Origin of the sequence: Advenella kashmirensis WT001 (genome assembly GCF_000219915.2) — a bacterium.
Classification (GTDB): domain Bacteria; phylum Pseudomonadota; class Gammaproteobacteria; order Burkholderiales; family Burkholderiaceae_B; genus Advenella; species Advenella kashmirensis.
This window is the reverse complement of record NC_017964.1, coordinates 2,171,744-2,186,576: the sequence shown is the minus strand read 5'-3', so window position 1 is coordinate 2,186,576 and position 14,833 is coordinate 2,171,744. Positions and strand designations below refer to the sequence as shown.

The window sequence follows — 14,833 nt, the reverse complement described above, 5'->3', positions numbered from 1 at the left end:
GGCATTACCCAGGGAGCTTTCGGCTAGACGGAGTGATCAGGCAGGAGGCCATTTTGAGTCAAGTAGCGTCGTCAGCCCATGGGCTGACGGATCAGGTCGTAGTGATAACGGGCGGGGCGCAAGGCATTGGGTTTGCCTGTGCGCAGGCTTTTGCGCGCGAAGGCGCTCGCATTGCGTTGCTGGATATTGATGCCCGCGCGCTTGATCTCGCCTGTGCGTCATTGCGTGAGTTCGGCGCTAAAGCGCTGGCTTTGCAGGCATCGGTCTCGGATGCGCAAGCGGTTAGTGATGCTTTTGCCGCTATAGATAGGACATATGGCAGGGTTGATGTGCTGATCAATAACGCGGGTATATCTGCTAACAAACCCACCCTGGACGTCACCGAGCAAGAGTGGCATCGCGCCGTGGATATCAACCTGAATGGTGTTTTTTTCTGCGCCCAGGCGGCCGGACGTCGGATGGTGGCGCAGGGCGCAGGCAGCATCGTGAATATGTCATCCATGTACGGCGTGGTTGCTGCACCCGACCGTGCCGCGTATTGCGCGACCAAAGGTGCCGTGGTGATGCTGACCGAAACGCTGGCTTTGGAGTGGGGCAAATTGGGTATTCGGGTCAATGCACTGGCGCCCGGCTATATCGACACGGATTTACTAAGGGATTTGCACAAGCGCGGCCGCTTGCAGATTGATCAACTGGTCGAGCGTACGCCGCTACGCCGGTTAGGTACGGCCGATGAGATTGCGAGATGGCGTTGTTTCTGGCTGGCACGAAATCGGCATTTGTCACAGGACACACTTTAGTGGCGGATGGCGGCTGGAGTCGCAACGCTTATCTTTAATTTGTATTGCCGGATCTTGGAGTTTTCGTTATGACGATGTATCAACCGCTGCACTCATATGCGGCCTGGCAGGAAATCACGGTATCGACCGAGGATTGGAAAGCCGCCTCGCCTATGTTATTGGCGACCATGTTGACGCAGCTGCACTGGATACGTGCCTTTGAGGAAACGGTACTGGATCTGGCTGCCGCCGGTCTGGTACATGGACCTGCGCACTCGTCGATTGGGCAAGAAGGCGGCGCGGTGGGTTCCATTCTGGCATTGAGTGCCGGCGATCAGATCAATGGTTCGCATCGAGGTCATCACCAGTTCCTGGCCAAGGCGCTGCAGCATGTCGCGCCGGACGGGCTGGACCCACGTGCTGCGCCCACGGCTGAGTTTGAAGTGGTGTTGCAAAAGACACTGGCTGAAATTATGGGTCTGGCTCAAGGGTTCTGTCGGGGTCGCGGTGGCTCCATGCATCTGCGCTGGTTGGAGGCAGGTGCGTTGGGAACGAATGCAATTGTGGGCGGTGGTGTGCCGTTAGCGGCCGGTGCTGCATGGGCGCATCATCATGCCGGGACGGATCGGGTCGCCGTCACGTATTTTGGTGATGGTGCGATCAATATCGGATCTGTGCTCGAGACGATGAACCTGAGTGCGGCCTGGAAGACGCCATTGTGTTTCTTTGTCGAGAACAATCGCTATGCGGTGTCCACGACAGTCGAAGAGGCGACCGCAGAACCAAGACTTTCGGCCCGCGGTCAGGCGTTCAATATTCCGGCCTGGAAGGTCGATGGCATGGATCCGTTGGCCGTACACACTGCCATGACTGAAGCGCTGGCGTATATGCGATCCGGTGGTGGGCCAACAATTATCGAAGCTGATGTGTACCGCTTCTTTCATCAAAATGGTCCTTTCCCGGGTAGTGCGTTTGGCTACCGCAGTAAGGATGAGGAGGCACAATGGCGGACTCGTGATCCTCTGCTGCGTATTGCAGATGAAATGGTGAAACGGCAGTTGATTACTGCAGAAGAGATCGCTGCCTTACGCGCACGCTGTAAAGCAATCATGCGGCGTATTGCAGACGAGCTGACGGAGCCCACCGAGGGTGGCAAGCGCCAGGTACGTCAGGATCTGTGGCCACGCGCTGATTTTCGCGATGTGGGTCTGCGTAGCGATGGCACGGAGCTCGATGGTGTGCGCCTGCAAGAGGCCGGTGATTATCGCGGTCCCACCACCACTCGCAAGTTTGTTGATGCGATTGCAGATGTGTTGGCGCGACGCATGGAAACGGATGCGGGTATTGTTGTATTGGGCGAAGACGTGCATCGCCTCAAAGGCGGCACGAACGGCGCAACACGTGGACTCAAAGACTATTCCCTGATCGCGTGCTGGGTACCCCGATTTCGGAAAATGCTTTTGCTGGCCTGGGCGGTGGTTTGGCGATGGATGGCCGCTATCGACCGATTGTTGAATTCATGTATCCTGATTTTATGTGGGTGGCTGCTGATCAGATTTTTAATCAAATCGGCAAGGCACGCCACATGTTTGGTGGTGACATTGATGTTCCTCTGGTGTTACGCACCAAGATAGCGATGGGCACGGGGTACGGATCCCAGCATTCGATGGATCCAGCTGGGATCATGGCCACGGCACCGGGCTGGCGCATTATTGCCCCGGCGACGGCCTACGACTATATCGGCTTAATGAACACGGCGCTACTTTCACGTGATCCCGTCTTGGTGATTGAGCACGTTGATCTTTACGCTTCTGCGGACGAAATCCCAACAGATGATCTTGACTACTTTATTCCTTTCGGTCGCGCCAGCGTGCGTCGCCAGGGTAGCAAAGTCACCGTGCTGACTTATTCGGCCATGGTCGAAAAAACACTGCAGGCGATCGAAACACTCGGGATTGATGCCGAAGTGATTGATTTGCGAACCCTCGATCGCGCAAGTTTGGACTGGGATACCATCAGCGATAGCGTTCGTAAAACCAATAGTGTGCTGATCGTAGAGCAGGGCGCACGGGGTACGTCTTACGGTGCGATGCTGTCGGACGAAATTCAACGACGCCTGTTTGACTGGCTGGATCAGCCGGTCAAACGTGTGACGGGCGGTGAGGCATCGCCGAGTATTTCAAAGGTACTTGAACGTGCCGCATTCGCGGGTGTCGAAGAGGTCGTCGAGGGGCTGCGGGATGTGCTGGCCGATTTAGGGAGTCAGACATAATGGCTCAACTCATTAAAATGCCAGCGGTCGCTGCTGATAGCGCCACGGGGGCGATTGCACAATGGCTCAAGCAGAAGGGTGATATGGTCGCCGTGGGAGATGCGATTGCCGAGATCGAGACCGACAAAGCGGTGGTCGAGATTGCTGCGGAGCACGCCGGGGTATTAGCGCGCATCGTGGCACCGGCCGGGCCGGCCCAGCTGGCGGTGAATGCGATATTAGGTGTGCTGATTACCGAAGGAGAGGGCGAGGATGAGGTTGAGCGAGCCTTGGCTGAGGGTGAAGTGACCGCGGCTCCCGCAACTACCGTTTCCGCAACAACGGCGCCGACGAATCCAGCATCAGTTGTTGAAGAGGTGGTCACGCAGAATGCGTCTTCCGAGCCAGTACAGTCCGGACGTCTTTTGTCTAGCCCTGCAGCGCGGCGTATTGCCGCTGAGCATCAGATCGATTTGCGTCACGTCATTGGAAGCGGGCCTCGAGGTCGCATTCTCAAAGACGATGTGCAGCGTGCTGCGCGAACCGCAGTGAGCCATGCTGTCGCGTCGCTAGCCCCTGCGACACAGCAGACGGCATCGCCGGCTGGATCACAGGCATCGCAGGGGGTGCAGGGTGTGCAGGGTGTGCAGGGTGAGACCCAGCGAACAGCGCACACGTCTATGCGACGCGCCATTGCCCGACGCCTTTCTGAAAGTAAGCAAACCATTCCGCATTTCTATCTGTCGCGCGATTGTCGTATGGATGCCTTGTTGGCGTTGCGACGTGAGATTGCAGGGGATGGCGCGCAGCGCGTTTCGGTCAATGACTTTATCGTTCGTGCAGCGGCGTTGGCATTGCGGGCAGTGCCAGCGGTCAACGTGAGTTGGGACGATGATGCGCTGATTCACCATCAGACTGCCGATATTGCGGTGGCTGTAGCGACGGAAGGTGGATTGGTGACGCCTATCGTGCGCCAGGCTGATGTAAAGACCTTGCGTTACGTATCCACCGAGATTGCCGCTTTAGCCACCGACGCGCGCGAGCATCGATTGTCGCCCGCGCAATACACCGGTGTTCAATGACGGTCAGCAATCTTGGTATGTATGGTGTTGCAAATTTTGCTGCCATCATCAATCCGCCGCAGGCTTGCATTCTGGCGGTGGGGGCTGCCGAGAAACGCGCAGTCGTCGATGACGATGGCGCGATTGTTGCCGCCTCGGTGATGACGGTGACGTTGTCGGTCGATCACCGTGCGGTGGATGGCGCGGTGGCAGCGACATGGTTGGCGGCTTTTCATCAACTGATTGAGCATCCAGTGAGAATTTTGTTATGAGTGATGTTCATATAGGGAAATCCCCGATTCGCAAATGATGCATGTCAACTAGACTCACTTACCGACTATATTTCATATATCATATATTCTAAATTCCCATGCCGTATCAAGGGAAAGCCCTTTTTATCGCAGGTATATACAGGAGAGAGACAATGTTTAAAATCAAGAAATTAGCTGTTGTATTGGGTGCTTGCGGCGTACTAGCCAGCAGTATGGCATCGGCTGATGTCAAAGTGGGGGCCGTATTTCCTTTTAGCGGTGCGCTGGCGCTGCTGGGTCAGGAGAGCTATCGCGGTCTTGAGCTGGCCGTCAACGAACTGAATGCCGCAGGTGGATTGAACGGCGAGAAAATTGTGATTATGAAGGCCGACGCAGTCGACCCGACGCAAGCCGTATCGGAAACGAAGCGTCTGACTTCTGCTGATGTAAAAGCGGTGTTTGGTAGCTACGCTTCAGGTATTTCGTACGCGGCGTCACCGGTCACTGAATTGGCGGGTGTGCCGTATTTCGAACTGGGCGCGACGGCTCACAAGATCACCACCCGCGGTTACCAAAATCTATACCGTAGCAATCCAAACACTGCAGCCTATGGTGTGGCGGTTGTGGATGCGTTGAACGATATCGTCGCTCCCGGGATGGAACTGGATAAAAAAGATATCGTGATCGGTATCATCCACGAAGACGGCCCTTACGGTACCGACGTGGCCGCGACTGAAAAGCAGCGAGCGCAAGAGTTAGGCTACAAGGTTGCACAAGTGCTGCCTTATTCAAGCAAGACCGTTGATCTTTCTTCGTTGATCCTGCGTTTGAAAGGCGCTGGCGTTAACGTCGTATTGCAGACGGCATATCAGAACGATGCCATTCTGTATTTTAATCAGGCCAAGTCCGCTGGGTTCAACCCCAAGGTGGTGATTGGTGCAGGTGGCGGATACTCGTTGGCGGATACGGCCAAGGCAGTGGGCGCAGGTATGAATGGTGTGTTTGACCTGGACTTCCCACAGGCATCCATCAACCCGGCCAATGCACCCGGCTTGGATAAATTTCTGGAAGCCTATCGCAGTGCCTATAAAAGTGACCCGCAGTCGGGTCATAGTCTGACCAACTACGTGGGCGCCAAGGCTTTTTTTGATGCGATGGCCAAGGCCAAATCAACAGAGGCAGAAGACATTCGTGCCGCCGTGCTTGCTTATAAAAAATCGGGAAGCGAAACCGCTAACGGCTGGGGTTTCGATTTCGGCGAGGATGGTCAAAACAAAGCATCAAGCTTTTACGTCATGCAGTGGCAAGATGGCAAGCTCGTGACGATATCACCTAAAAACATGGCTCAAGGCGAGCCCGTTTTCAAGAAATAATAACAGCGTTGAACTGCAGTTTGGGTACTGTTATTGGGTACCCAAACTGCAATAGGTTATGGGATTGCACAGATGGATATTTTCATTCAGCTGCTTATCAACGGCTTGTTGTTGGGCGGCGCATATATCATCATCAGCTTGGGGCTAACTCTGATATTTGGAGTGGTTCGGGTAGTGAATTTCGCGCATGGCGAGTTCTTGATGATCGGCATGTATTTGGTTTATTTGATCGCCACGCAGTTGGGCGTTCACCCTTATGTGGGTTTGGTTCCAGTAGCTCTGGTGCTATTTGCGCTGGGCGCATTGACTCAAAAATGCATTATTCAGCCGCTGCTTAATGCGGATGAACATATTCAGATTTTTGCGACGGTCGGTGTCTCCACGATTTTGCTCAACCTTGCGTTGGTCGTCTTTGGTGCAAACGTCTATCGGGCTCCCGCCGAATTGGGTACGCATGCGATTTCGCTCGGTGGGTTCTCTGTCGTGTCGGGGCAGCTCATTACGTTTATTACGGCTATTGTGCTGGCCATTTTATTGCATGTCTTTATGCACCGGACGTACTTGGGTCGGGCATTGCGCGCCGTCGCGCAGCATCGCTATGCGGCGTTGCTGATGGGCGTTAACGTCAATGCAGTGTATTGCATCGCATTTGGTTTGGGCACGGCATTTGTCGGCATTGCTGCAAGCCTGCTGGCACCGCAATATCCCGTATTTCCTACCGTCGGCACGTATTTTGTGCTGACGGCATTCGTGATTGTGGTCTTGGGTGGTTTGGGTAGCTTGTATGGCGCGGTGGCGGGCTCGCTGATTATCGGTGTGGTAGATACCATGGCTGGATATTACATTGCGCCCGACTTGAAGGAAGTCGTCTACTTCGGGATCTTTTTGCTGATCCTCGTCTTGCGTCCGAATGGTTTGTTCGGCACCAGCACAGAATAATAAGGAGAGAGACGTGTTTCCGGATTTTCGTAGCCCTAAAGCTTATGTCAGCCTCATTTTGCTGGCCGTTATGTTTCTCGTACCCGTGGTTATGGGTACGTCTTTTTGGACGAACCTGTTTGTCTTGCTGTTTGTTTTCGCTGCGCTGAGTACCGCGTGGAATATTGTCGGTGGCTACGCGGGCCAATTGTCGCTCGGTCATGCCGTGTTTTACGGTATTGGCGGCTATACCGCTGTGCTGCTGGGTGCAAACTTCGGCATTCCGCCGTGGATTGGGATGTTTGCCGGAGCCTTGGTGTCGGGCTTGGTCGCGGTCGTCATCAGTTACCCAACCTTGCGATTAAAAGGCCCGTTTTTTGCGTTATCCACCATTGCCATTCTTGAAGTTGTGCGGTTACTCGTTATTCACGAGGAAGGCTGGACGGGCGGTTCAAGCGGTATCAGTTTGCCATTGAATATTGGCTGGACATGGATGGTTTTTCGCCAAAAAATCAATTACGTGATTATCGCTTTTGGCATATTCCTGGTCGTGCTGTGGGTATCCTGGTTTATTCGCAAATCCAGAATGGGCCATTACCTGATCGCGATTCGTGAGCGCGAAGATGCGGCGCGTGCCGTGGGTGTTCACACCGCCAATATGAAAATCATGGCAGCAGTCATATCGGCCATGCTGACCAGCATCATTGGTACGTTCCATATTACGTATCTTACGTTTGTTGATCCCAGCTCAGCCTTCTCGCTGGAACTGTCGATTCAAATTGCCATGTTTGCGTTGATTGGTGGCCTGGGCACGGTAGCGGGCCCTATTGCCGGGACGTTTCTCGTGCTACCCATCGCTGAGTTGGCACGTGGCTGGCTTAGTGCTATGGGTAACGGCATGCACGGTCTAGTCTATGGGGTGATGCTGGTTGTTGTTGTGCTGGTGATTCCTCGTGGCTTAGCGGGTGCTTTCGGACCGATGGTCGAAAAATTGCTCAATCGCTTGCCCTATCTGGGTACGCGTCCAGCAAAAGCGGAAGCGCAAGACGTTTCCTCTGAAAAACATGTTCTTGATCGCAGCACACCGGTGCTGAAAGCAGAGAATCTGTTTAAAAATTTCGGTGGCTTGCGGGCAACAAACGATGTGTCGTTGACGCTTTATCGCAATGAAATCCTGGGCATGATCGGGCCTAACGGAGCAGGGAAGACGACTGTATTCAATCTGCTGTCGGGCTTTCTGGCGCAGGATAAAGGCACGATTACGTTGCTTGATCGTAGCGGGACATGGGTCAAGTGCACGACGCCGAATGAGTTGGCACATAAAGGGATGGGGCGTACGTTCCAGATCGCCAAGCCATTTACGGGGCTGACGGTACTTGAAAATATCATGCTCGGTGCGTTCATTCGTACTTCTAGTCGAGACGAGGCTGAGCGAATTGCCTTGCGGGTTGCCAGGCAAACGGATCTGGAGAGCGCTCTGGGAACGGAGGCTCGTAATTTGACAGTGGGTGGTATGAAGCGGTTGGAAATCGCCCGTGCCCTTGCCACAGATCCCAAGGTATTGCTGCTTGACGAGGTAATGGCTGGTTTGAATCCGACTGACATCGAGAAAGCGATTCAGATGATCCGTCGCATTCGGGATTCGGGGGTATCGATCTTGCTGATTGAACACATGATGCAGGCCACGATGGCGCTGTCTGATCGAATTATTGTGATTAACGAGGGTGCTGTACTGGTCAGTGGCCCACCGCAGGAGGTTGTCGAAAACCCTGCTGTGATCGAAGCGTACCTGGGCAAGGATTACAACGATGCTTAAAGTAACAAACTTGACGTCTGGGTACGGCAAAACCCAAGTACTAAATCGCCTGAATTTTGAAGTCAATGCGGGAGAGATCGTCACCGTGATCGGTGCCAATGGTGCAGGTAAGACCACGACACTGAAAGCGCTTTGCGGTGCTATTCCCGTGACGGAAGGTACGGTTGAGTTCGAGGGTGTCGATCTGACGAATCATACGGCCGCGCAAATTGTCGATGCCGGTATTACGATGATTCCTGAAGGGCGTCAGCTTTTCCCGAGCTTTACCGTGAAAGACAATCTCCTGATGGGGTCTTACAAACGTGCTGCTCGTCCCATTGTGAAAGACAAGCTGGATGAAGTGCTGCAGATTTTTCCGCGCGTCAAAGAGCGTTTGTCGCAGTTTGCGGGTTCGTTGTCGGGCGGAGAGCAGCAGATGGTTGCCATCGCCCGCGGTATGATGGCGGATCCAAAATTACTGGTATTTGACGAGCCCTCGCTTGGCTTGTCCCCCTTGTTAGTACAGCAGATGTTCGACGTTATTCGCAACGTGACGTCACACGGTGTGACTGTATTACTGGTTGAGCAAAACGTGTTCCGAACGCTGCGTCTGGCCGATCGCGGTTACGTGCTGGAAAACGGCACCATTGTTCGTGCGGGCACTGGCCAGGAACTCTTAAATGACCCCCATGTCAAGCGCGCCTATTTAGGACATTGATATGACATTATCAAAGGATTATCAGATGGCAGCAACATTCAGATTTGTCGATCATGGAGAGGGCGGCGGCCCGGAAGTTTTGCATATCGCCAAGCGTGCACGTCAGGCACCGACAGGCCGGCAAGTCGAAATCGAAGTGGCCTATGCCGGCGTTAATCGCCCCGAGGTATTACAGCGGGCAGGCTTGTACGCGCCACCGCCTGAAGCCTCACCTTATCTGGGTTTAGAGGTGTCCGGCACCATTGTGCCGTGGGTCCGGACGTCACCGGTAAAAAAGTAGGTGATCTGGTTTGTGCCTTAACGGCAGGCGCTGGGTACGCTGAGTACTGTCTCGTGGATGAACGGCATTGCCTGCCTGTGCCCAAAGGCGTTGATCTGCGCTCTGCTGCATGCATCCCTGAAAACTACTTTACAGTGTGGACGAATGTTTTTGAGCGCGGTGCACTCAAAGCAGGGGAGACCATTCTGATTCACGGCGGCTCTAGCGGTATCGGTTTGACAGCGATTCAACTGGCGCAGGCATTTGGCGCGACCGTCTGGACAACCGTGGGCAACCAGGCAAAAGCGGATGCCTGCAAGCAGGCGGGCGCTACACGCACTATCCTGTATCGGGATGAGGACTTCGAGGCTGTTGTCAAAGCAGAGACGCAGGGCCGTGGTGTCGATGTTATTCTGGATATGGTCGGTGACGATTACATCAACAAAAACATTCGCAGTCTGGCGATCGATGGTCGCCTGGTGCAAATTGCATTCTTAAACGGGAGCAAAACCAGCATTGATGCCATGCCCGTCATGACCAAGCGACTGACCTTCACTGGCTCGACGCTACGCCCGCGTTCCGACGAAGACAAGGGTAAGATTGCTGCCGCCCTGATCGAGAATGTGGTGCCGCTGATGGAACAAGGTAAATGCCTGCCTGTCATTCATGCCGAGTTTCCATTGGCTGATGCCACGCAAGCGCATACCCTCATGGAAAGCAGCCAGCATATTGGCAAAATTGTACTGAAGGTGCGCGAATGACGATGGCACTGACCGGCAAAACAGCCATCGTAACCGGTGCAGTAGGGGGGATAGGTGCAGCGATTGTTCGCACCTTCCTCGCGCAAGGTGCACAGGTGAGCATGATTGATGTTGATCAGGCCCGCGGACATGCGTTTGCCAGCCAGCTTGCTGCCGAAGGGCACAAGGTAGCCTTCGTGGATGCGGATGTGTCCAGTTTCGAGGCTTGCCAACGTGCCTATGAACGGATCACCGCTGAATTGGGCGGTGCCGACATTCTGGTCAACAACGTGGGCATTTCGCCCAAGACCAATGGTCGTGCATTGCGGGTGTATGAGATGCCGCCTGCTGAGTGGGACAAGGTTGTCGACGTCAATCTCAATAGTGTGTTTTATATGACGCACCTGGCAACGCCGCATATGGTTCAGCAACGTGCAGGTCGAGTCATTAACATGTCCTCGGTTGCGGGCAAAGCCTACTGCGACATTGTTGCTGCCCACTATGCGGCGACTAAAGCCGGGCTGTTGGGATTGACGCGTCATTGGGCGGCGGAGTTGGGCGAGTTTGATATTACGGTTAATGGGCTGGCACCAGGTCGTATCAGCACGCCGTTGCTCAAATCAGTCCCTCAGGAGATCAATGATGCGGTGACGCGTGTGACCTCGCTAGGGCGCTTAGGTACCCCGGAAGAGGTGGCCGATGCCTGTCTTTTCTTCGCTTCCGATCAAGCCCGATTCGTGACGGGACAAGTGCTCGATGTCGCGGGCGGCTGGCTTATGACATAACAGCGCATCAAAGCGCAGCTATCGACCTCCAGCAGGGCATCCCCAACCTTTATGGGTGATGCCCTTGTTCTATTTGATTTGCTGAGCGTTTTGCGACTAGCCTGCGTGTCGCAGTAACGCAGCGCTAAGATCCGCTACGCTGAGTTTGTAGTCAAAATTGGCTGCGTGTTTCGCTTTGAGCGTCAGCGCCGCGGCCTCCTGAATCTGGGCGGGATCAATGTTGGTTGCACCCAGTTCGCGTAGCGTCGTAGGCAAGCCGACGCGACCATACCATTGCCTGAGTTCGGCGAGCGTATCGTCCGCGCGATTTTCCAAATCGAGTTGGACCAGCAAACCCACCGCCACTTGCAAACCATGCAGCGCAGGGCCAACGCCCGTGATGTGTGGCAGCCCGCGCGTTAAGGCGTGTGCCAGCGAGAGTCCGCCACTTTCAAAGCCCAGGCCACTCATCAGGATCAACGCTTCGACCGTGCGCTCGAAAGCCGGCGTAGGCACGCCTGTACCGGCGGCTTCGAGCGCAGCCTCACCAAATTCAAGCAGCGTCCTGGCGCATCCATCAGCAATCAATTGTGCCGTCGCCGTTGGGCGGGCATCAAACATATTTCTGCCGTCATTGCGGGCACACTGGGCGGCTTCGAATTTCTTGGAGATCGCATCACCCAAGCCGGCGCGGAAGAAATGCGCGGGGGCTGTGGCAATGAGTGCGGTGTCGACAAGAACCATGGTTGGATTGAACAGCATATGTTCGACTGCGACCAAGTGATGATGCGCGTCATACAAAACGTAGTTCTTGCTGGTGGGCGCATCGTTAGAGGCGACCGTCGGCACGGTAATCAGATGGCAATGCATGGCCCGGGCAACGGCTTTGCCCGCGTCCAGCGATTTGCCACCGCCGACGGCAATCACGAGGGTCGGGGCGACGTCGGCCGCCTGCTTGCATAAGGATGCAACGACCTCCGGCGTAAGATCGCTATTGAGCACCATGTCGTGCAGGGTCACGCCATGCGCGCTGCATAGCGCATGGAGCTTGTCACCCATCAGGCCATGTACGTAACCATCAATAATCAATGCGGCCTGGCTCCCGAACAGGGCAGCCGATTGGCCGAGCACCTCAATAGCGTCCGGGCCTTGTATATAGCGGCTCGGGCTTCCAAATACGCGCAACATGTTGTCTCCTCACTTGCGTAATCGTTTGGCCTGTACGGCCGGTTTTTGCTCTTGCTCTTTTTCTTTCTCGACCAGCCAGTCGAACATGATCTTACCGCCCCACATCAGATCGTCCTGGATGGCTCGGGTGGCTGCGGCCGAGTCGCGCGCTTCAAATGCGGCCAGCACGGCTTCGTGACGATGGTGATCGCTGGAATAATCCAATCCTGCTGTCTTGATGTGAAAAATCTTCAGGATGGGTCCGGTCACGACCCAGAACGCTTCTACGGTCGCTTGCAGTGTAGGCATGCCGCTCGCTTCAAGAATGGCGAAGTGAAATTTGCGATTCAAGTAGCTGGCGCGTTTTGGATCAGAGGCTGTGTGTGCGATGAAATCACGTTGCAAGGCGATGAGGGTATCAAGCTGCTTGCGGGTGATTTTTTTTGCCGCTTCTGATGCGGCCAGGCCTTCAAGGTGAAAACGAATCTGTTGTATTTCCCACAATTTTTCCGAACTCACGTAGGGGACATAGACCGAGGTAGCGGCCTGCATCTCCAGACCCTGTTCGCTGATTAAGCGAAAGATCGCTTCGCGAACTGGGGTGATTGAAACCCCCAATGCTTGCGCCAGCTCTCCTATGATCAGGCGGTCACCTGGCTCGTACTGTCCATCGATCAACGCACTGCGGATTTCGTTGTAGACCCGGACAGACAGATTTTCTTTTTTAATGGGTTTGAGATTAGACATGTCGTAAGTTTGCTGTGACTTGATGCGGACGCGATAAAGAATTTTATCTTGTCGTTGTCACAAAGCGCCAGATTGGCTATATTATATATCATATATTTTAAACAACAAGGACAGCGTTATGCCGCATGAGCCTCAGACTTTGACCGTGGAGGAGATCCAGGTCTTACGTGACAAAGCCCGCTTTGTACGTCTAGAAACGATCCGTTTGATCGAAATCGCAAAGATCGGTCACTACAGCTCGGTCTTTTCCTGCGCCGAGATATTTGCGGCGCTGTATTACGACGTCATGAACATCAGGCGGGGTGAGCCCGCCTGGCCTGAACGTGACCGATTCCTGATGGGAAAGGGGCATGCCGCCGTTGGCCTGTTCCCCATCTTGGCTGATCACGACTTCATTCCCGCATCACTGCTCAATGGCTATACCCGACTGGGTAGCCCGTTGGGCGATCATCCCGACATGACCAAGGTGCCTGGCGTTGATTTCAGCTCAGGCTCTATTGGCCACGCCTTATCCAATGGTGTTGGGATGGCGGTCGGAGGACGACTTAACAAGCAGGATTTCAACGTCTTCGTCATGCTGGGCGATGGTGAAATGCAAGAGGGCCAGGTGTGGGAGGCCGCGTTGTTTGCGGCTCACAACAAACTGAGCAAGTTGATTGCCATTGTTGATCGCAACGGTTTTCAGCTCGACGGTAAAGTGGATGACGTGATGGGCGTCGAGTCGTTACAGGAAAAATGGGCTGCGTTTGGCTGGGAGGTGCACGAAGTCGACGGCCATAACCTGCAAGATTTAACGACCTTGCTGCGTACCCTGAAAGCCGACAAGCAGCGCGAAAAACCCGCCTGCATCATCGCCAAGACCGTCAAAGGAAAGGGCGTCTCTTTCATGGAGACCGAGCCAGGTTGGCATTTGGGTTATCTCGCTCCAGACGACGCAACCGCCGCCATCGAAGAAATTATGAGCAGGGAGATCTAACATGACTGCATCACACCTGTCCGCAGACGCGGGCGCTCATACCGCACAAATTACGTCCTCTGATTCGTGGCAGTATCGCGCCCTGAATGCCGTCAACCCTGGTCTGAACTATTTGTCAGAAGGATTAATTGCACTGGCCGATGCCGGTCACCCTGTTGTGGCCGGGTCTGCTGATTTACAGTATTCCAACGGCCTCAATCGTTTTGCTGCCGCGTTTCCTGAGCGTTACGTGCAGTTTGGTATCTCTGAACAAAACATGGTGTCTGCCGCTGCCGGGTTGGCGACTTGCGGACATATGCCGTTTGTCGCCACCTTTGCGTCGTTCATGGGACTGCTGTGCTGCGAACAAATTCGCATGGATGTAGCCTATACGCAATTGCCGGTCAGGCTTATCGGCCACCACACTGGTATTAGCCTGGGTTTTTATGGTACGTCACACCATGCGACCGAGGATATTTCCACGATGCGTGCGATTGCCGGCTTGACGGTGGTGTCGCCCGCTGATGGCCTACAACTGGCCGCAGCGATCAAGCGTCGGCGTCATGGCCAGAGCCCATTTATTTCCGTATTGGTCGTGGCCGCGACCCGCAGGTGTATGCTGACGGTACGCCCTTTGAATTCGGTCGTGCCATTGTTCATTCGGAAGGTACTGACTTAACACTCATTGCCTGCGGTATTACCGTGCATGCGGCGCTGGCAGCCGCTACGGCATTAACGGCGGCTGGTTATTCCGTCGGCGTGATTGACATGCCGACGATCAAGCCGCTGGACCGTGACGCAGTCATTAAAGCGGCCACGCAGTCTACATTATTGATCACGGCCGAAGAGCATAATGTGCTGGGTGGGCTGGGGTCAGCCGTTGCCGAAGTCCTGGCCGATGAGGGAACGGGTACGCGCCTATTCCGTCACGGTATTAACGATGAATACAGTTTAATTGCGCCGCCAAATACGCTTTACGCGCATTACAAACTGGATGCGGCCGGTATTGAACAGGTGGCTCTCGAGCAATTGCGCAAGCGCTAATTTGTAAGGAA

General features: G+C 54.6%; 11 protein-coding genes and 3 pseudogenes. 12 read left to right on the top strand and 2 right to left on the bottom strand.

Annotation, left to right across the window (positions count from 1 at the left end):
- The first annotated feature begins 53 nt into the window (after positions 1-53).
- The 10 genes and pseudogenes from TKWG_RS10200 (at position 54) to TKWG_RS10160 (ending at position 10,930) form a co-directional block, all read left to right on the top strand.
- A complete protein-coding gene (locus tag TKWG_RS10200) occupies positions 54-800 on the top strand; it encodes an SDR family NAD(P)-dependent oxidoreductase (RefSeq protein WP_238534148.1) in 747 nt (248 codons plus the stop codon).
- 68 nt (positions 801-868) lie between these two features.
- Positions 869-3,051, top strand: a pseudogene (locus TKWG_RS10195) (alpha-ketoacid dehydrogenase subunit alpha/beta).
- Positions 3,051-4,112, top strand: coding sequence for a dihydrolipoamide acetyltransferase family protein (locus TKWG_RS10190; protein WP_322786615.1), 1,062 nt, complete (start codon positions 3,051-3,053; stop codon positions 4,110-4,112). The pseudogene TKWG_RS10195 and the gene TKWG_RS10190 overlap by 1 nt, the downstream one beginning before the upstream one ends.
- A complete protein-coding gene (locus TKWG_RS26500) occupies positions 4,109-4,363 on the top strand; it encodes a 2-oxo acid dehydrogenase subunit E2 (protein WP_322786614.1) in 255 nt (84 codons plus the stop codon). Before TKWG_RS10190 ends, TKWG_RS26500 begins: the two co-directional genes overlap by 4 nt.
- A 152-nt stretch (positions 4,364-4,515) precedes the next feature.
- On the top strand, positions 4,516-5,715 hold the full coding sequence (locus tag TKWG_RS10185; protein WP_014750754.1) for an ABC transporter substrate-binding protein: 1,200 nt from the start codon (positions 4,516-4,518) through the stop codon (positions 5,713-5,715).
- Between the two features lie 72 nt (positions 5,716-5,787).
- On the top strand, positions 5,788-6,654 hold the full coding sequence (locus TKWG_RS10180; protein WP_014750753.1) for a branched-chain amino acid ABC transporter permease: 867 nt from the start codon (positions 5,788-5,790) through the stop codon (positions 6,652-6,654).
- Positions 6,655-6,667: 13 nt separating this feature from the next.
- The gene (locus tag TKWG_RS10175; protein WP_014750752.1) at positions 6,668-8,449 is read left to right on the top strand and encodes a branched-chain amino acid ABC transporter ATP-binding protein/permease; all 1,782 of its coding nucleotides are present in this window, start codon (positions 6,668-6,670) and stop codon (positions 8,447-8,449) included.
- Entirely contained in the window at positions 8,442-9,146 is a 705-nt protein-coding gene (locus TKWG_RS10170; protein WP_014750751.1) for an ABC transporter ATP-binding protein, read from the top strand. The genes TKWG_RS10175 and TKWG_RS10170 overlap by 8 nt, the downstream gene beginning before the upstream one ends.
- Before the next feature lie 25 nt (positions 9,147-9,171).
- Positions 9,172-10,166: pseudogene (locus TKWG_RS10165) on the top strand (NAD(P)H-quinone oxidoreductase).
- Complete coding sequence (locus TKWG_RS10160) at positions 10,163-10,930, top strand: SDR family oxidoreductase (RefSeq protein WP_014750750.1); 768 nt, start codon at positions 10,163-10,165, stop codon at positions 10,928-10,930. Before TKWG_RS10165 ends, TKWG_RS10160 begins: the two are co-directional and overlap by 4 nt.
- A gap of 96 nt (positions 10,931-11,026) precedes the next feature.
- Here the strand turns inward: TKWG_RS10160 and TKWG_RS10155 are convergent, their stop codons facing one another.
- Both TKWG_RS10155 and TKWG_RS10150 read right to left on the bottom strand, forming a co-directional pair.
- On the bottom strand, positions 11,027-12,097 hold the full coding sequence (locus tag TKWG_RS10155; RefSeq protein WP_014750749.1) for a glycerol dehydrogenase: 1,071 nt from the start codon (positions 12,095-12,097) through the stop codon (positions 11,027-11,029).
- 9 nt (positions 12,098-12,106) lie between these two features.
- On the bottom strand, positions 12,107-12,823 hold the full coding sequence (locus tag TKWG_RS10150; protein ID WP_014750748.1) for a GntR family transcriptional regulator: 717 nt from the start codon (positions 12,821-12,823) through the stop codon (positions 12,107-12,109).
- A 118-nt stretch (positions 12,824-12,941) separates the two neighbouring features.
- Between TKWG_RS10150 and TKWG_RS10145 the strand changes: the two genes are divergently transcribed.
- Both TKWG_RS10145 and TKWG_RS10140 read left to right on the top strand, forming a co-directional pair.
- Positions 12,942-13,799: a transketolase gene (locus tag TKWG_RS10145; RefSeq protein WP_014750747.1), complete on the top strand. Its 858-nt coding sequence runs from the start codon at positions 12,942-12,944 to the stop codon at positions 13,797-13,799.
- A gap of 1 nt (position 13,800) precedes the next feature.
- Positions 13,801-14,822, top strand: a pseudogene (locus TKWG_RS10140) (transketolase family protein).
- Positions 14,823-14,833 lie beyond the last annotated feature (11 nt).